This is a genomic window from Pseudomonas sp. OIL-1, assembly GCF_010669185.1.
GTDB classification, from domain to species: domain Bacteria; phylum Pseudomonadota; class Gammaproteobacteria; order Pseudomonadales; family Pseudomonadaceae; genus Halopseudomonas; species Halopseudomonas profundi.
In genome coordinates this window covers 2,409,763-2,427,082 of sequence record NZ_CP048629.1, presented here as the reverse complement: position 1 = coordinate 2,427,082, position 17,320 = coordinate 2,409,763, and the positions used below count along the sequence as shown (strand labels likewise).

The 17,320-nt window shown below is 58.2% G+C and carries 15 protein-coding genes; 7 read left to right on the top strand and 8 right to left on the bottom strand.

Annotated elements, in window-relative coordinates:
* Nucleotides 1-51: 51 nt before the first annotated feature.
* The 4 genes from G3M63_RS11320 to G3M63_RS11310 all read right to left on the bottom strand — a co-directional run bounded on the left by G3M63_RS11320 (nucleotide 52) and on the right by G3M63_RS11310 (nucleotide 2,628).
* Complete coding sequence (locus G3M63_RS11320; RefSeq protein WP_150300428.1) at nucleotides 52-675, bottom strand: tRNA-uridine aminocarboxypropyltransferase; 624 nt, start codon at nucleotides 673-675, stop codon at nucleotides 52-54.
* A gap of 48 nt (nucleotides 676-723) precedes the next feature.
* On the bottom strand, nucleotides 724-1,806 hold the full coding sequence (locus G3M63_RS11315) for a PA0069 family radical SAM protein (RefSeq protein WP_150300429.1): 1,083 nt from the start codon (nucleotides 1,804-1,806) through the stop codon (nucleotides 724-726).
* Nucleotides 1,807-1,964: 158 nt separating this feature from the next.
* Nucleotides 1,965-2,093 carry a cytochrome c oxidase subunit CcoM gene (gene ccoM / locus G3M63_RS19550; RefSeq protein WP_256669792.1) on the bottom strand — a complete coding sequence of 43 codons (129 nt, stop codon included), beginning with the start codon at nucleotides 2,091-2,093 and terminating at the stop codon, nucleotides 1,965-1,967.
* Nucleotides 2,094-2,418: 325 nt separating this feature from the next.
* On the bottom strand, nucleotides 2,419-2,628 hold the full coding sequence (locus tag G3M63_RS11310) for a hypothetical protein (protein ID WP_150300431.1): 210 nt from the start codon (nucleotides 2,626-2,628) through the stop codon (nucleotides 2,419-2,421).
* A 427-nt stretch (nucleotides 2,629-3,055) separates the two neighbouring features.
* Between G3M63_RS11310 and rapA the strand changes: the two genes are divergently transcribed.
* Nucleotides 3,056-5,896 (top strand): RNA polymerase-associated protein RapA, encoded by a 2,841-nt coding sequence (rapA, locus tag G3M63_RS11305; protein WP_150300432.1) that lies wholly within the window; start codon nucleotides 3,056-3,058, stop codon nucleotides 5,894-5,896.
* A gap of 40 nt (nucleotides 5,897-5,936) precedes the next feature.
* Here rapA and G3M63_RS11300 read toward each other — a convergent pair whose 3' ends face one another.
* Both G3M63_RS11300 and G3M63_RS11295 read right to left on the bottom strand, forming a co-directional pair.
* Entirely contained in the window at nucleotides 5,937-7,121 is a 1,185-nt protein-coding gene (locus G3M63_RS11300; protein ID WP_150300433.1) for a patatin-like phospholipase family protein, read from the bottom strand.
* Entirely contained in the window at nucleotides 7,118-8,086 is a 969-nt protein-coding gene (locus G3M63_RS11295) for a lipid A biosynthesis lauroyl acyltransferase (protein ID WP_150300434.1), read from the bottom strand. Before G3M63_RS11295 ends, G3M63_RS11300 begins: the two co-directional genes overlap by 4 nt.
* Before the next feature lie 110 nt (nucleotides 8,087-8,196).
* Here G3M63_RS11295 and minC point away from each other — a divergent pair, with 110 nt between their 5' ends.
* From minC to G3M63_RS11270, 5 genes are all read left to right on the top strand, one after another.
* On the top strand, nucleotides 8,197-8,964 hold the full coding sequence (minC, locus tag G3M63_RS11290; protein ID WP_150300435.1) for a septum site-determining protein MinC: 768 nt from the start codon (nucleotides 8,197-8,199) through the stop codon (nucleotides 8,962-8,964).
* A gap of 145 nt (nucleotides 8,965-9,109) precedes the next feature.
* Complete coding sequence (gene minD, locus G3M63_RS11285; protein WP_150300436.1) at nucleotides 9,110-9,919, top strand: septum site-determining protein MinD; 810 nt, start codon at nucleotides 9,110-9,112, stop codon at nucleotides 9,917-9,919.
* Nucleotides 9,919-10,179, top strand: coding sequence for a cell division topological specificity factor MinE (minE, locus tag G3M63_RS11280; RefSeq protein WP_150300437.1), 261 nt, complete (start codon nucleotides 9,919-9,921; stop codon nucleotides 10,177-10,179). The genes minD and minE overlap by 1 nt, the downstream gene beginning before the upstream one ends.
* 42 nt (nucleotides 10,180-10,221) lie before the next feature.
* Nucleotides 10,222-10,857 (top strand): RluA family pseudouridine synthase, encoded by a 636-nt coding sequence (locus G3M63_RS11275; RefSeq protein WP_163983147.1) that lies wholly within the window; start codon nucleotides 10,222-10,224, stop codon nucleotides 10,855-10,857.
* A gap of 42 nt (nucleotides 10,858-10,899) precedes the next feature.
* Entirely contained in the window at nucleotides 10,900-12,195 is a 1,296-nt protein-coding gene (locus tag G3M63_RS11270; RefSeq protein ID WP_163983145.1) for a M18 family aminopeptidase, read from the top strand.
* 45 nt (nucleotides 12,196-12,240) lie between these two features.
* On the opposite strand, the gene G3M63_RS11265 is transcribed toward G3M63_RS11270, so the two are convergent.
* Complete coding sequence (locus G3M63_RS11265) at nucleotides 12,241-13,191, bottom strand: NAD(P)H-quinone oxidoreductase (protein ID WP_163983143.1); 951 nt, start codon at nucleotides 13,189-13,191, stop codon at nucleotides 12,241-12,243.
* A gap of 104 nt (nucleotides 13,192-13,295) precedes the next feature.
* On the opposite strand from G3M63_RS11265, the gene G3M63_RS11260 reads away from it, so the two are divergent.
* Nucleotides 13,296-15,404 (top strand): carboxy terminal-processing peptidase, encoded by a 2,109-nt coding sequence (locus G3M63_RS11260; protein ID WP_163983141.1) that lies wholly within the window; start codon nucleotides 13,296-13,298, stop codon nucleotides 15,402-15,404.
* Nucleotides 15,405-16,432: 1,028 nt separating this feature from the next.
* Here G3M63_RS11260 and G3M63_RS11255 read toward each other — a convergent pair.
* Entirely contained in the window at nucleotides 16,433-17,188 is a 756-nt protein-coding gene (locus G3M63_RS11255; RefSeq protein ID WP_150300442.1) for an FKBP-type peptidyl-prolyl cis-trans isomerase, read from the bottom strand.
* Nucleotides 17,189-17,320 lie beyond the last annotated feature (132 nt).

Genomic DNA, 17,320 nt, shown 5'->3' with positions numbered 1-17,320 from the left:
CCAAAATAAACGCGGCGAATAGGCGGCACGCCATCCAGGGTTAGCTTAGGGTTAGCTGGGTCGGTAATTTCGATGGAAGCGCTCTTCGCCCATCGCTTTGATCTGGCCGTCGATCAATGCCTCAAACGGAGTAAGTAACGCGCTGAAGTCAGTATCGGGCTCAATAATATTCAGCGCTGCCACGGCTGCCTCGACAGTGGATAATGCGCCCTCCATCGGCGCCTTGCGTACGCGATAGCGGCTATGCAGCCCGACCGGCAAGGCCACCCGCGGCAGATGCTGCAATACTGGATTGACGTGCAGAATCTTGCGCGCCTTGCGCCAGGTTCCATCCAGCAACACCAGCCGATGTGGCCGCGTGTCGGCTGATGCAGCCAGGAGCAACGCCGACTCGGCACCGGGGAATAACAATTCGGTGCGCCAGGCAGGATCCTGCAATTGCTGATACCAATCGCTTTGCCCGGATAGTTGCTCAGCGATCAACAGCCGCGCATTCTTCAAGCCACGCACCAGCAGCCGCGCTGTGTTGAGCGGGTGGCGCTGCTCGCTGGGATGCTGGATGACCAACAAATGGGTGTTCGAGTCCAGGTCCGGTATCAGACTGCACAAACAATGGCTGGCCGGCCGTTCACAGGCACGACACCAGGGTCTTCGATCGGATTCGCTGCGTGTCATTGGTGTAACTGGCGTCATGAGGATTGTTTAATGGTAACGCGCCTGACGCTATAGCAGATCCATTTGTGAACCGGGCGGCGCAAACAGACTGCAATCCAGATCCTTATTCAATTCAGGGCGATTCAGCCCCAGTCGCCTGATCGCCAGGGCGAATCGCTGCGACAGCAGCGTGGCGAACACGCCTTCACCCCTGAACCGCTTGCCAAAGCTTGCGTCATATAACTCGCCACCTCGGCACTGGCGGATCAGGCTGAGCACATGCTCCGCCCGTAACGGCATATGCGTTTCCAGCCATTCCTCAAACAGCGGACCGACCTCGCGGGGCAACCGCAACAATATATAGGCAGCACTGCTTGCTCCGGCATCGCTGGCTGCCTCAAGCAGCCGCTCGAGCTCGACATCATTAACCATCGGGATAATAGGCGCGCAGAGCACGCCCACCGGAATGCCCCGGGCCGATAAGGCGCGGATGACCTTGAGTCGGGCAGCCGGCGCGGCAGCACGGGGCTCAAGCGTGCACTTCAGTTCATTATCCAGTGTCGTCAGACTGACCATGACCCGCACCAGCCGATGGCGAGCCAACTCTTCGAGCAGATCGAGGTCGCGGAGAATCAGGGCTCCCTTGGTGACCAGCGTCACCGGATGCCGGAAACGCAATAGCACCTCCAGACACTCCCGGGTCAGCTGGTACTCCCGTTCGACCGGTTGGTAGGGATCGGTATTGGCGCCGATATTGATTGGCGCGCACTGGTAGCCCGCTTTACTCAGCTCCCGCTCGAGCAGCCTGGCTGCGTTGACCCGGGCGATCAGGCGGGTTTCGAAGTCCAGTCCTGGGGACATATCCCAATAGGCGTGGCTGGGCCGGGCATAGCAATACACACAGCCATGTTCACAACCGCGATATGGATTGATCGAGCGGTCGAACGGAAGATCCGGCGACTGATTCCGGGTGATGATGCTTTTCGATTGCTCGATACGCACTTCGGTCGCAGCGGTAAGCGGCGCATCGTCAGTCCAGCCGTCGTGCTCCGCCTCACTGACTGTACTGGCGAACCGATTGACGGGGTTGGATGCGGTGCCACGGCCGCGCAGAATTCGTACGGGAATAAGACTGGCTTCTTTACTGTTCATGCATACAGTATATCCGCCCGAAACGACCTCGGTGAACCACCGGTCAGGCAAAAAAAAGCGATCAGTCCGAAGAAAGATCGCTCAAAGGCCTTGCGAGCCATGCCCTTGCCGGGTCGAGCGTATCGACCCACATTCAGATATCGTCCGGTTACAGCGCTTCAGGGACGCTTGATCGCGCGCGCTGGCTTGCGGCTGTCACGCCAGATAAACAAACCCACTCCGCCCAGAAACACGACCATCAATCCAACAGTCAATATTCCAGCGATTACGGCTTCGTCGATAAACATGAGAGGTGCTCCTGAACCTGATCCAGACTCAAGAATACACAGGGGCAGCGGGTGAACTATTGACCCGGATCAAGATTGAGCGGTTTATTTGAGCGAGGTAGGCGAAGTGCCGGTCAACGAGTGGACATCAACGTTTGGGCTTTTTCTTGCGGGATTTTTTCGACTTCGATTTGCCAGGTCCGGAAGCCAATGGCAGCGCCTGCTCGAACCGGGCCCGCATGGTCTTGAGCCGCGCCTCATATAGGTCGTGCCGACGACGCTGGCGCGCCTCGACAAGATCTATCACAGGAGCTGATTCTGATTCGTCTGGCATAGGCGGAGAGTATCAGATTTCGATATCTATCAGCAGCCCCTTGGCGGGCAGCTCGGGGGACATTTCAGCTACGCCCTCCGCCGAGTATTCAGTCTGCGCGGCGAAGCTTGCGCGTTTACGGCCGCGGCGGCGATCAGGCACACGCTTTTTATTGCGCCGGCGGCGCTCCACCGGCTCGGCCAGTGTTTCATGCACCACTGGTGTTTTTTCAGTGGGCGTCACGCCGCGCTTCGGTCTGGTTACTTCTGGTTGTGCGCCAAGTGGCGGGAGCCCTGGGATAAGCATGCTGTGCCTCACGTGACCCTGGTTCAGGGTTAGCCATGTCCATATTGAAGCTATTGACCACCAAATACCGCAGCTGATTCCCTAACCTGAGAAATCGTTCACGCTCAAGTTATACGCCGCATCGCTTCTGTTCGCACGCATGCGCATTAAACATGCCTGCTGGAAAGAACCCTTGGCACCATCTGGCAGACCCGAAGGCAGCCATCCAAGCCGATACCGGGCGAAACCGACCCGGCGAAAGGCCTGCTCGCCCCGATTTCACCCTGGCTTGGCAAGCGGAGCCGTTTTTGCCGACTGCTTAAGGTTTGTGAGGGCTGCTGCATCAGTTAATATAGCGGCCTTTTCAGCACGGCAGGAGTAAGGCATGACGGTATTCACCCCAGGACAACGCTGGGTCAGCGATAGCGAATCAGAACTCGGCCTGGGTACGGTGCTGTCGCAGGACGACAGGCTGGTCATCATCCTGTTCCCTGCTAGCGGCGAAACGCGCCACTACGCTCTGCGCAACGCACCTCTCACCCGGGTGCGCTTCACTCCCGGCGACAACATCAGTCATCACGAGGGCTGGGTACTCACCGTTAGCGACGTGGCGGAAGAGAACGGGTTACTGCAGTATCGCGGCCTGCGAGAGGACGGCACCCCTGCCGAATTCTCCGAAACCATGCTGGATAACTTCATTCAGTTCCGTCTGGCCAGCGATCGTCTGTTTGCCAGCCAGATTGATCCGCTACCCTGGTTCGGCCTGCGCTATGAAAGTCTGCGCCATTATTGCCGCATCCAGCGCTCTCCCCTGCTCGGCCTGGGCGGTGTGAGGACGCAACCGATTCCCCATCAGCTACATATCGCCCGTGACGTGGCCGACCGCATCGCTCCCCGCGTACTGCTGGCTGACGAAGTAGGCCTGGGCAAGACCATCGAAGCGGGCCTGGTCATCCATCGGCAGATTCGTACTGGCCGGGTACGCCGCGTGCTGATTGTGGTGCCGGAGAACCTGCAACACCAGTGGCTGGTCGAGATGCGCCGCCGCTTCAATCTGCGCTTTGCGCTGTTCAATCAGGAACGCTGCGCCGGTGCGGAGGACAACCCCTTCGAAGAAGAACAACTGGCGCTGGTCTCCCTGGAAATACTGCTGGAAGACGAGAAGGTCCGCGACTATATGCTTGCCTCCGATTGGGACATGCTGGTGGTCGATGAAGCGCACCACCTTGTCTGGCAAGAAGGCGCTCCCAGCCCGGAGTACGCACTGGTTGAGCAGCTCGCAGCCCAGATACCCGCGGTACTCTTGCTGACAGCCACGCCGGAGCAACTCGGACAAGCCAGCCATTTCGCCCGCTTGCGTCTGCTTGATCCTGACCGCTTCCATGATCTGCAGGCCTTCCGCGAAGAAACAGCGCGCTATCAGCCGGTCGCCGAAGCGGTGCAACAACTGATGGAAGGTGGCGCGCTGGCCCAGGCTGACCGGCAGGCAATCAGCGATTGGCTGGGCGGTAGTGCAGAGCAGCTACTCGATGCACTCGAACAGCCCGGCGCACAAGCCGAGCAAGCGCGGTCCAGCCTGATTCGCCAGTTGCTGGACCGCCACGGGACCGGCCGCGTGTTGTATCGCAATACCCGCGCCGCGATTGCCGGCTTTCCCGAGCGCGAGTTGCATGCTCATCCCCTGCCCTGCCCCGAGATTTATGCGGACCTGGAAGGTCGCACTGCACTGTATCCCGAAGTGGGGCTGCAGGACGAATTCGAACCAGTCGAAACGGCCTGGTGGCAGGACGACCCGCGCGTCGACTGGCTGATCGACACCCTGAAGCTGCTCAAGCGCAGCAAGGTGCTGGTGATTTGCGCGCATGCCGAGACGGCGCTGGATCTGGATGACGCCCTGCGTGTCCGCAGCGGCATCCCGGCGACGGTATTCCATGAGGGCATGAGCATTGTCGAACGGGACCGCGCAGCAGCCTTCTTCGCCGATGAAGAATTTGGCGCCCAGGTGATGATCTGTTCCGAGATTGGTAGCGAGGGCCGCAATTTCCAGTTTGCCCATCACCTGGTGATGTTCGATCTGCCAACTCATCCCGATCTGCTTGAACAGCGCATCGGGCGCCTCGATCGTATCGGTCAACGCGAAGTCATCCAGCTGCACATTCCTTATCTGGAAGGCACGGCCCAGGAAGGACTGTTCCATTGGTATCACGATGCCCTCAATGCTTTTCAGGCTACCTCGCCGACGGGCAGTGCGATCCAGCATGAATTCGGCTCCCAGCTGCTGCACCTGCTGGATCATCCTGACGACGCCGCCTGGTCACGTCTGATCGAACAGGCACTGGCCCGTCGCACAGCATTGGAAGAAGAGATGCACAAGGGGCGCGATCGCCTGCTGGAGTTGCATTCACGCGGTCACGGCGACGCTGAAGAGATGCTCGAAGCCATTGAGCAGCAGGACAACGATTTCCAGCTGCCTATTTATATGGAGCGGTTGTTCGATGTATTCGGCGTCGACAGCGAGGATCATTCGGATAATGCGCTGGTCCTGCGCCCCGGCGAGCGCATGCTGGATGCCGGCTTCCCGCTGGGCGACGACGAAGGCGTCACCATCACCTATGATCGCGAAACCGCGCTGACCCGCGAGGACATGCAGTTCATCACCTGGGAGCATCCAATGCTCGAAGGCGGAATGGATCTGGTGTTGTCAGGCAGCATGGGCAACAGTTCAGTCGCGTTGCTGAAAAACAAGGCGCTGAAGCCAGGCACCATGCTGCTGGAATGTCTGTTTGTCAGCGAGGCTATTGCACCGCGCGCGCTGCAGATGCAACGGTACCTGCCGCCAACACCGATTCGCTGTTTGCTCGATATCAACGGCACCGATCTCGGCGCCAAGGTGGCCTTCGAGACGCTGGAGGCGCAGGTGGAAAATCTGCCCAAGCACCTAGCCAGCAAGATCGCCAAAAGCCAGCGCGACGTCGTCGAACGACTGCTGGACCGCGCCGAAGCACTGGCCGACGTACAGCATGCCGAACTGGTGGAACAGGCCAGCCAGCGTTTTGCTTCCGATCTGGATGAAGAGATCAATCGACTCAAGGCGCTACAGCAGGTCAATCCGTTGGTACGCGACAGCGAGATCGAAACCCTGGAGAAGCACAAATCCGAAGGTAGTATCTCGCTGCAACATGCCAAGGTACGCCTGGATGCCCTGCGCATGCTGGTGGCGGGGTAAACAGGAATATTGACGCTTGGTCGCTGCTACGAAGCGTCAATCATTCTGAATCGGGCAAAACCAAGCCAAGAAACCGTTGCAACTCGTCACGCTTGGCCAGCGCATCGCGCCGGCCGAGGGCGATCAGCTCGTTGCAATACTCCGCTTCGAATAGCAAATAGCTGACGACGCTGCCACCCGAGGCACGCGTGGCGCCGCTACCGCGCAGAAACATCCTCAAACCCGCGGGTAACGCCTTGCGGTGTCGACTTGCAATAATATCCAGCGGCTCGCTCGGAGAAATCGTCAACACGTCAACCGGGCGGAGTGCCTTGCCGGATAGTCCTGAGGCGTGGGGCATCAGCGCTGCCAAACGGTTCATGCGCTCGATCTGCTCCATATCTGCCTCGAGGTTGTCGACAAAGGTGCTATTGAGCAAATGCCCGCCAATCTGCGCCAGACTGGGCGGCGGCGGGTTTCGCCGACGTCCGGGCCTGCTGGTAACCGGCTCATTGACCGGATTGTCCGACACGCCGATGACCAATACCCGGTTCGCGCCAAGATGCAACGCCGGGCTGATCGGAGTCCGCTGACGCACTGCTCCGTCGCCGTACCAGTTGCGGTCTAACAGAACCGGCTCGAATAACAGCGGTATCGCCGCGGAAGCAACGAGATGATCAAGCTTCAATGGCGTCTGGATGCCGATACGACGGTGACGATTCCATGGCTCAATGCGTTGATGACCCTGATAGAAACAGACCGACTCGGCTGTCTGGTAATTGAATGCACTCACCGATACCGCGCGCAGCTGGCCCATCATCAAGGCTTCATCAATCTTGCCGAACTGCATGATACTCCCCAGCAGGTGGCGCAGGGGGCGGCTATCGAGCAGCGATGTCGGCTGCGCTCCGCCCAGCCCCAGCAGGTTGACCCGGGTCCAGCGCCAAGCCTGGGCAACCAGACCAGGCCAGTCGGTTCGGTAGACCTGGTTACAACGAAACCCGCCCCAGACTGCGCGCATACGCTCGACCCCGACATTGAAATCGGCAGCGTTCGACGCCAGCGCCACTGCATTGATCGCACCGGCCGAGGTACCGCAAATAATGGGGAATGGATTCTGCGAGTGATCCGGCAGCAACTCGGCAATGGCACTCAGCACACCGACCTGATAAGCCGCCCTCGCTCCGCCGCCTGAAAGGATCAGGGCGGTGCAATCGGTTGGCCTGGTCCATGGCTGAGCGGTCATCCCTTAGTCCGGGCAGCGTGGCGGCGTTTACGGCGCTGCCGTTTCGGATACGGCCGCTCCTCCCCTTCCGGACGCGTCTTGAAACGGCGATGGACCCACATATATTGCTCGGGCTGCTTGAGGATCGCCTGCTCCACCCACTGATTGATGCGTAAAGCATCGGCCTCTTCGTCGCCCACCGGAAAGCCTTCCAGCGGGGGGTGGATCGTCAGACGGTAACCCTGGGCGTCAGGTAAGCGGGTCTGGGTAAAAGGCACGACCTTCGCTTTACCCAAACGCGCAAAGGTGGCGGTCGCGGTAACGGTGGCGGCCGGCACGCCAAAAAAAGGCACAAACACGCTCGCCTTGCGGCCATAATCCTGGTCCGGTGCATACCAGATGGCGCGGCCTGATCGCATCGACTTGAGCATGCTGCGCACGTCTTCACGCTCCACAGCCAGCGCATCGGCATTATGTCGCTCACGCCCGCGGCGCTGAATGAAATCAAAGGTGGGATTGGCATGCTCACGGTACATCCCGTCAATCGTTGCCTGCTGACCGAGCAGCGCTGCACCGATTTCCAGCGTGGTGAAGTGCATCGACATAAGCAAGACACCCTTGCCCTCTGCGGCAGCATTCTGCAGATGTTCCAGCCCTTCGATGGTAGCGAGTTTCGCCAGCCTGCGCGGCGGCCACCACCAGGCCATGGCCATTTCAAACAGCGCTATGCCGTTTGAAGCAAAGTTTTCCCGCAGTACCTGTTCGCGTCGCTCGTTGGACCAGTCGGGGAAACACAGCTCAAGATTGGTCGCGGCAATCAGCCGGCGCTCGGGCATCAGGTGATACATGGCTCGACCTACCAGCCGCCCAACTGAGAGAATGGTCCGATAGGGAAGTTGAACCAGCAGCCATAACAGGCCCATGCCCATCCATAGCAACCAGTAACGGGGGTGCAGCATGGCGCTGCTGAAACCAGGACGTTGCATACACCAACCATAACGGTAAAAACCGCATTCTACCGAAGCCGGGCGCGGCTTGCGATCAACGCAGCCAATCTATATAAGTGTGCCCACTAAACTGTGCTCCTGGATCCTACATGACTGCTGAAACTCACTCCGACAAGCTCGATAATGATCTCGCGTTCAATCTGAAGGGCGGCATGCTGACCATGACCGTGATTGAACTCATACGGCAGGAGCCTGAACGTTTTGCCCGTCAACTGGCGGAAAAGGTCAGGCAGGCGCCGAATTTCTTCAAGGACACCCCTGTCGTCTTCAGTCTGGACAAGCTGGGCGACAAGCTGGACGCCACCACACTTGCCGAACTACTGCAGATCTGCCGCGACAGTGGTATGCAGCCCATGGCCCTGCGCGGAAACGAATCCTTCCGATCGCTGGCACAACATTGCGGGCTTGTACTGATGCTGCCGGGCCGCGTACGCGACAAGAGCGGTGAAGGTGAGCGGCGAGCGTCGCCACCACCGAAAAAACCAGAGCCGGCCAGACGCGAGGCACCCGCAGCAGCTGCCGCCGAGAGCATGCCCAGCAAGGTAATTACCCAACCGGTTCGCTCCGGCCAGCAGGTTTACGCGCGCGGTGGCGACTTGGTGGTGCTGGCTTCGGTAAGCCCCGGGTCGGAACTTCTTGCCGATGGCAACATCCATGTTTATGGCCCGTTACGTGGTCGTGCCTTGGCAGGTGTAAGGGGGAATACCGAGGCACGTATCTTCTGCCAGTCGCTGGAAGCGGAACTGGTGTCGATTGCTGGACAGTACAAGGTTGCGGAGGATCTGCGTCGCCATCTTTGGAAAGAGTCCACACAAATCAGCCTTGACGGGGATAGCTTGAAGATAGTCCCCCTTTAACCGATACTGTTCAACCATCCGAGGAAGCCCGATTTTCGTGGTCTATGGCCATTTCAGGCTCCTCAATAATTAGGTCTCGAATACGCCGGAATTCACTCCCGGAGTGTTCTTTTTTACTCATTCGCGCTCCGACGGGAAGGTCATCTTGGCAAAGATCATAGTCATCACATCAGGCAAAGGCGGCGTTGGCAAGACAACTACCAGCGCTGCCATCGGTACCGGGCTCGCTCTGCGTGGGTTCAAAACAGTGATCGTCGACTTTGACGTCGGCCTGCGAAATCTTGATCTGATCATGGGCTGCGAACGCCGTGTGGTTTACGACTTCGTGAACCTTATCAACGGTGATTCGAACCTCAATCAGACCCTGATCAAAGACAAGCGCTCTGACAACTTGTACATCCTTCCCGCCTCCCAGACCCGGGACAAGGATGCACTCACCCAGGAAGGCGTGGAAAAGGTACTGGAAGAGCTGAAGCAGACTTTTGACTACATCGTGTGCGACTCACCGGCCGGTATCGAGAAAGGCGCTCACCTGGCAATGTATTTTGCCGACGAAGCAGTCGTCGTGACCAACCCTGAAGTGTCTTCGGTTCGAGACTCCGACCGCATCCTGGGGTTGCTCTCAAGCAAGTCCCGTCGTGCGGAAAGCGGCGAACGTATCAAGGAGCACCTGCTGCTGACACGGTACAACCCCGCTCGGGCAGAGCTGGGCGAAATGCTCACCGTCAGCGATGTGGAGGATATCCTCTCAATTCCGCTACTGGGCGTCATTCCTGAATCGCAGGCCGTGCTCAAGGCTTCCAACCAGGGCGTACCTGTGATCATGGATGAAATCAGTGACGCGGGTCAGGCCTATGGCGACGCCGTAGATCGCCTGCTTGGTGAAACCAAACCGCACCGTTTCCTCGAAGCCCAGAAGAAATCACTGCTGCAGCGACTGTTCGGAGGTCGATAATGAGCCTGTTCGACTATTTCCGAGACCGGAAAAAGCCCGCCAAAACGGCATCGGTCGCGAAAGAGCGTCTACAGATCATCGTCGCCCATGAACGCGGCCAACGCTCCCAGCCCGATTACCTGCCGCAATTGCAGCAGGAAATCATCGATGTGATCAGCAAGTACGTCCAGATCGACCGGGACCAAGTGCATGTCGCGCTGGATAACCAGAACGATTGCTCCATCCTTGAACTGAACGTCACGCTGCCCGAACGTCCCTGACCTGATCGGCGCCCCTGTCCCGGGGGGCGCCATGGAACCCGAATGCCACTTACCGACATCGGCATCCTTCATGAGGATCCGACCTTTCTAATCGTCAACAAGCCCAGCCTGTTGCTTTCCGTCCCTGGCCGCGCGGAGGACAACAAGGATTGCCTGATCACCCGTCTCCAGGATAATGGCTACCCGGAAGCCCGCATCGTGCACCGTCTCGACTGGGAAACCTCGGGATTGCTGGTAATCGCCCGAAATCCGGACAGCCACCGCGAGCTGTCGCGGCAGTTTCATGACCGGGAAACCGAAAAGACTTACATCGCCCTGTGCTGGGAGCAACCTGAAACTGACTCGGGGCATATCGATCTGCCTCTGCGTTATGATCCCCCGAACAAACCGCGACATATCGTCGATCATGAACTGGGGAAATCAGCGCAGACTTTCTGGCGCGTGCTTGAACGCCTGGGCGATTATTGCCGTGTTGAGCTGACGCCCATTACGGGTCGGTCGCACCAATTGCGGGTGCACATGCTCGCCATCGGCCATCCCCTGCTTGGCGACAGGCTCTACGCCCAGGCCGACGCGCTTGCAGCCTGTCCACGGCTGGCACTGCATGCGGCCCGTTTGGGATTGAAACATCCAGAGAGCGGCGAGCGCATGGTGTTCGACAGCCCAGCACCCTTCTGACCGCCGCAGCCTAAGCAGCAGGATTCTTTACAGGAGTTTTTCATGCCTCAACCTTCAGTCAATCAAGCCCTTGCAGATTTTATTCAGGCTTCGCCAACTCCCTTCCATGCTACCGAGAACCTGACTCAGCGCTTGCTTGCGCACGGATACGAGCAGCTGGACGAACGCGATGAATGGGCCCTACAGCCCGCTGGCAAGTACCTGGTCACCCGCAACGGCTCTTCTCTGATTGCATTCCACATGGGCGCCAGCGGCGCAGTTGATGAAGGCATACGGATGGTCGGTGCCCATACCGACAGCCCTTGCCTGCGCGTCAAACCGCAACCTGAGTTGAACCAGCAAGGGCTCTGGCAACTGGCGATTGAAGTGTATGGAGGCGCCCTGTTGGCGCCCTGGTTTGACCGTGATCTATCCATTGCCGGAAGAGTTACCTTCCGCACCCGCGAAGGCAAACTCGACAGCCGTCTGATCAATTTTGAACGCCCTATAGCAGTGATACCAAGCCTGGCGATCCACCTCAATCGCGGCGTTAATGATGGCCTGGCCATCAATGCGCAGACCGATCTGCCGCCGATCCTTGCGATGGCGCTGGAGCCACAGCGCGACTTTCGTGCGCTGCTCGGTGCCCAGCTGGCTCAGGAGTACCCCGACTGCCAGGCGGATCAGGTACTTGATTACGAGCTGTGCTTCTTTGATACGCAAGCTCCCTCCACCATCGGCCTGGAAGACGACTTTTTCGCCTCGGCGCGTCTGGACAACCTGCTGTCCTGCCACGCTGGGCTGCAGGCGTTGCTGGCCAGCAGTGGCCAGCAGCCTTCGCTCCTGATATGTACCGACCATGAAGAAGTAGGCTCGACCTCGGCCTGCGGCGCTGACGGTCCCTTCCTGGAAGATGTGCTGAGCCGGGTAATACCCGATGCGAGCAAACGCATCCAGGTGATCCAGCGATCGGTTATGGTCTCGGCAGACAACGCCCACGCAGTGCATCCGAACTTCGCTGACCGTCACGATACCAACCATGGCCCCAGACTCAATGCCGGACCGGTAATCAAGATCAACAGCAACCAGCGCTACGCTACCAGCAGCGAGACCGCTGCGTTTTTCCGCAATCTGTGTAACGAGGCCGAGGTGCCGGTGCAGAGCTTTGTGGTGCGTAGCGATATGGGTTGCGGGAGCACTATCGGCCCGATTACCGCCAGCCGGCTCGGCGTACGGACGGTGGATGTGGGCGTCCCCACGTTCGCCATGCATTCCGTTCGCGAGCTGGCCGGCAGCCGGGATGCGGCTTATCTGACAACAGTGCTGACCCGCTTCTATGATAGCGAACAGCTGATCTAGAGCACCCAACGGGACCAAGGCCCGATCAAGGATCGGGCCGATTGCTTACTCGTTAACCAGAATGACCTTACCGATTACCTTATCGGATGCCAGTTCGGCGAAGGCCGCTTCCGCTTCCTCAAAGCTGAACGTTTTCGCCACCAAAGGCTTGAGCTCACCCTTGGCAAACAACGGCCACAGGCGCTGCTCCATACGATTCAACAGCCCGGCCTTGAAGTCAGCATCTCTGCTACGCAGGGTCGAGCCAATCAGCTTGATGCGCTTGGCCAGCACTTTCGCCAGATCCAGCGTTGCCTCGCGGCCGCCCATAAGTCCGATCAGCACCCAACGCCCATCCACTGCCAGCAGATCGAGATGATCCTTGGCGTAGTTTGCGCCAACCGGATCCAGTGCCACATTGAACGGCCCGTTCTCCTTGAGGCTGTTGATCCCGTTCTGACGCAACGCGCCACCGCTTGCACCGAGCTCCTGACACGCCTTCAGCTTTTCCTCGCTACCAAGCGTAACCCAGCAGGGATTACCCATGGCCTTGCACAACTGGATCGCTGCAGTGCCAACCCCACTGGCACCGGCGTGAATCAGAACCTTCTCGCCTGGCTGAGCGGCGCCCAGCTCGAAGACGTTTAACCAGGCAGTGCTGAATACCTCCGGTATCGCTGCAGCCTGAGCCCAATCGAACCCGTCAGGCACCGGCAACGCGTGCCGGCCATCAACAATCGCCTCATCAGCCATGCCGCCCCCGGCCAGCAGCGCACAGACCCGGTCGCCTGCTTTCCAGCGACTTTCGCCCTTTACTTCGACCACTTCGCCCGCGCATTCCAGCCCAAGAATGTCAGTCACACCCGGTGGCGGCGGGTACATCCCGGCCTTCTGCAACAAATCGGCACGATTCAGTCCGGCGGCCTTGACGCGGATCCGTATCTGACCATCCGACAGCTCTGCAACGGGCTGTTCACCCCAGGTTAGGGACTTCGCCCCGGCTTGCAATCCTCTCATAGTGACTCCATAGTGCATTTGTCAACCGTTGAAAAGGGAACCCATGATCCCTTATAAGACCTAACAGCATACTTCCTATCTATCTCTCCGGACACGATACCTACATGAGACTCCCTCCATCCCTGCGCAATACCTGCCTGGTTGCACTGCTGACCCTCGGCGGCGGTGTATACGCGGCCGAGAAACTCCCGGTTCTTGACGTGGAGAGCCTGCAATCCACACGCGAGCAACGCATCGCCAGCCTGAACACGGTCGAGCTGCTCCGTCGCCATCATTACAACAAGATCGAGATTGATGATGCACTGTCCAGCGAAATATTCGACACCTATCTGAAGCAGCTTGATCCGCAACGCAGCCTGTTTACTGCGAAGGATATTCAGGAGTTCGAAAAGCATCGACTGAATCTCGACGACCTCCTCCTCAGCGGTGATCTGAGCGTTGGCTTTGATATCCACCGTACGCAAATCCAGCGCGCCAACGAGCGCGTGATTTACGCTTTGAGCCTGCTACACCAAGGACTTGAAGACATGGATTTCGAGAGCGACCAGCAGATCCGTCTGGACCGCGAGGATGCCGATTGGGTCGCTGACCGGGATGCGCTCGAGGAGCTCTGGTACCGCCAGCTCAAGGATGAAGTTCTTCGACTGAAACTCGCAGGACGCGACACCGACGCTATCGCAGAGCTGCTCGAAAAGCGCTACAAGAGTCAGCAGACCCGGCTGTCTCAAACCCGTAGCGAAGATATCTTCCAGAATTACATCAACGCATTCGCCCAGGTGTTCGATCCGCACACGCAGTACATGTCGCCCGAGAATGCCGAAAACTTCGATATCAATATGAGTCTGTCACTGGAAGGGATCGGTGCTGTTCTGCAAAGTGATGACGAATTCACCAAGATCGTTCGGCTGGTGCCGGCCGGCCCTGCCGAGAAGAGCAAACAGCTTGCACCTGCCGACCGGATCGTCGGCGTCGCCCAAGAAAAAGGCGAAATGATCGATGTGGTGGGATGGCGTCTGGACGAGGTAGTCAAACTGATCCGTGGACCGAAAGGCTCCAGCATCACGCTTGAAGTGATACCGGCAAGTAATCCGACCACCGATCTCACCAGTCGCCAGGTCAAGCTAACCCGCGAAGCCGTGAAGCTGGAAGACCAGGCAGCCAATGCGGAGGTGCTGGACGTTCGTGAAGGCAGCAAGGACTACCGCATCGGTGTCATCGAAGTCCCCGGCTTCTATATCGATTTCAAAGCCTACCGCCGTGGCGATCCGGATTACCGCAGCACCACCCGGGACGTCCGCAGACTGCTGGGCGAGCTCGAGGAACAAAAGGTCGATGGCATCGTGCTGGATCTTCGCAACAATGGCGGTGGGTCCCTGCAGGAGGCCACCGAACTGACCGGGCTGTTTATTGATCAGGGACCGACCGTGCTGGTGCGCGATGCGCAGGGACAGGTACAGGTTCTGGATGACCCGGAAACCGGCTCGACCTATACCGGCCCACTAGCGGTGATGGTTAACCGGTTGTCTGCATCAGCTTCCGAAATTTTTGCAGGTGCCATGCAGGATTACGGTCGTGCCGTGGTGATCGGTGAACCGACCTTTGGCAAGGGCACGGTGCAATCCATTCAGCCGCTTAATCACGGCGAACTAAAGCTTACGCTCGCCAAGTTCTATCGTGTTTCGGGTCAGAGTACACAAAACCGCGGTGTCGTCCCTGATATCCAGTTTCCCTCGCTGATGGAAACCACGGAGATTGGCGAAAGCAACCTGCCCCGCGCACTGCCCTGGGATACCATCCCCCCGGCTCGCTACCGTATGGCTGGTCAACTTACGCCACTGCTTGAACCCTTGAACGAGCAACATCAGAAGCGTGCGGCAAAAGATCCCGATTTCGCCTACACCATGGCGCGTGTCGAGCTGAATCGCACGATGAAGGAACAGCAGTTCCTGCCCCTGAATGAAACCAAGCGACGCGAGCAGAAGGACAAGTTCGAGAAACAACTGCTTGAGCTGGAAAACAAACGGCGGGCGGCGCGTGGAGAAGAATTGATCACCTCTCTCGAAGAAGATGATCCGCTGCTTGAACAGGGTATTTCTGCGCTGACCGCAGAGCAGGACGAAGAAGACGATGAGACCGACCCTTTCCTCGCCGAAACAGGTCACATTCTGATCGACTTGCTACGTCTTCGCGAACAGGTCGCAGCCGCGAGCTGATATAACAACTGCAACACACGCAACCTGACCGCCAGCGACTCTCCAGGGTCGCTGGCGGTTTTGCATTAGCTGTCAGATACCTTGCAACCCTTCGTTGGGCTTATACGCCAGAGGCAGCTGCCGCAAGCTGTCAGGGTGGAGCAAGTATTAAAAAACAGGAATGTTTTCGCCAAGCCCCCATGGATGGGTTCACGGCGTATTGCGTAAGACTGGCAGGCGGTGGGCGAGGTGCACCGCCTCCAGGTCAAAACCCATTCCAATTTCTGTGGAAGTCCGCGGTCAGCTGCCGCGAGCCGGCAGGGCCGCGCCGACACGCTGCAAGTACGTCCCTGTAACCTCGTCGATAACATCCCTGTCATCGCACGGTCGGCTCAACCCTGTCGCCTCGCTCCGCATGAACATTGGATTTGCCTGAAAGGAAGACCCGAAAGCGAAAGCGGTTCTGATCTCCATCTCACACCGATGTACATTCAAGCCCGCCGGCTGTCAGGGTGGAGCAAGTGTTGAAAACAGGGATGTCACCAAGCCCCAGGGACGGGTTCACGGCGTCTTGCGTAAGCCTGGCAGGCGGTGGGCGATCTACTCCGACCATCTGAAACAGGACGCGACCTGACCGACTACTGATTAGATTGAATCCAGGTTTGACTGAGCTCGAGCCCCTGTGTCTTAGCGTTCAACCCGTCTCCGATTTCATATGAATACCTGGCGTTTCGGCCCACAGATATAGCTGATCCCTCCACCCCTCGATTCAGGGTTATGAGAAACGTGACGGGTTACCCACATATTCTGTGGATAAGTCTGTGAACAAGGTATGGGAAACTGTGGCAAACGCCCGTTTAAACTAGGCTCAGGTCGAAATGAGTGAATTTTGATCAAACAAAAAGCTTTATAAATCAGTAATTTACAGTTCGTCTGGAAACAGGAGATTGGGAGGGAAACGTGCTTGAGTGTTACGGAGGAATGTGCATAACGGTAACAACCCAAGCCCCGATACGTCTGCGCCGGGGCTTGGAAGTGTTACTTTGATATTACTCGGCGGGAGCCGTTTCGTTGGCTTGAGTTTCGCCGTCGGATTCCGCACCGGCTTCGTCAATGCCCAGCAGTTCCATCTCGAACACCAGAATCGAGTTCGGAGGAATGACCGGGCTCGGGCTACGCTCGCCATATGCCAGATCGCTCGGAATGGTCACACGCCATTTATCACCCACGCGCATCATCTGCAGCGCTTCCACCCAACCAGGAATCACACCGCTCACAGGCAGATCGACTGGTTCGCCACGGCTGATGGAGCTATCGAATACCGTGCCATCGAGTAATTTGCCTTCGTAGTGCACCGATACCGTATCGGTTGCGTCAGGCTGAGGGGCATCCTCCGGACCAGACTCGAGAACCTCGTATTGCAGGCCAGACTCGGTAGTAGTGACCTCGTCCTTTTCAGCGTTCTCGGCAAGATACTCTTCGTTGGCTTCGCGCGTTTCGGAAACCAGGGCGGTAGCCCGCTCTTCAGCGCGGCTCTGCAGCTCCGTGAAAGCGGCCCGAAGTTCTTCTTCGCCAACGCGAGGTGGTTGTTTGGAGAGAGCGTCCTGCATACCCAGGGCAAGCGCATTGGGATCAATGTCGTCGAGACCGTCCTGCAACAGGCTCTCGCCCATGTTCAGGCCGATACCATAGGACGCTTGCTGAATTGGGGTACTGATGTCGACTTCCGTTTCCTTGTCGCCGCCACAACCAACAAGAGTGAGAATACTCAGGGCAACACCTGCTGCCAGCAGATTACGCTTCATGCTTACCTCAATTGACAAGCCCCATAGGGCGGAAATAAAGCAGGAAGCTTAACAGGGGAATACAACCCAATCTACCAGCTGGCTGGCAAAGTTTGAGCAAAGAGGAAGGTAATATTGAACGGATATAACAAG

Bases quoted from the DNA above. Each gene is read 5' to 3' on its own strand.
- rapA (WP_150300432.1), top strand. From the start codon at position 3,056: ATGACGGTATTCACCCCAGGACAACGCTGGGTCAGCGATAGCGAATCA.
- ccoM (WP_256669792.1), bottom strand. From the start codon at position 2,093: ATGTTTATCGACGAAGCCGTAATCGCTGGAATATTGACTGTTGGATTG.
- G3M63_RS11265 (WP_163983143.1), bottom strand. From the start codon at position 13,191: ATGAGAGGATTGCAAGCCGGGGCGAAGTCCCTAACCTGGGGTGAACAG.
- G3M63_RS11300 (WP_150300433.1), bottom strand. From the start codon at position 7,121: ATGACCGCTCAGCCATGGACCAGGCCAACCGATTGCACCGCCCTGATC.
- G3M63_RS11255 (WP_150300442.1), bottom strand. From the start codon at position 17,188: ATGAAGCGTAATCTGCTGGCAGCAGGTGTTGCCCTGAGTATTCTCACT.
- minC (WP_150300435.1), top strand. From the start codon at position 8,197: ATGACTGCTGAAACTCACTCCGACAAGCTCGATAATGATCTCGCGTTC.
- G3M63_RS11315 (WP_150300429.1), bottom strand. From the start codon at position 1,806: ATGAACAGTAAAGAAGCCAGTCTTATTCCCGTACGAATTCTGCGCGGC.
- G3M63_RS11320 (WP_150300428.1), bottom strand. From the start codon at position 675: ATGACACGCAGCGAATCCGATCGAAGACCCTGGTGTCGTGCCTGTGAA.
- G3M63_RS11260 (WP_163983141.1), top strand. From the start codon at position 13,296: ATGAGACTCCCTCCATCCCTGCGCAATACCTGCCTGGTTGCACTGCTG.
- G3M63_RS11275 (WP_163983147.1), top strand. From the start codon at position 10,222: ATGCCACTTACCGACATCGGCATCCTTCATGAGGATCCGACCTTTCTA.
- G3M63_RS11295 (WP_150300434.1), bottom strand. From the start codon at position 8,086: ATGCAACGTCCTGGTTTCAGCAGCGCCATGCTGCACCCCCGTTACTGG.
- minE (WP_150300437.1), top strand. From the start codon at position 9,919: ATGAGCCTGTTCGACTATTTCCGAGACCGGAAAAAGCCCGCCAAAACG.
- G3M63_RS11270 (WP_163983145.1), top strand. From the start codon at position 10,900: ATGCCTCAACCTTCAGTCAATCAAGCCCTTGCAGATTTTATTCAGGCT.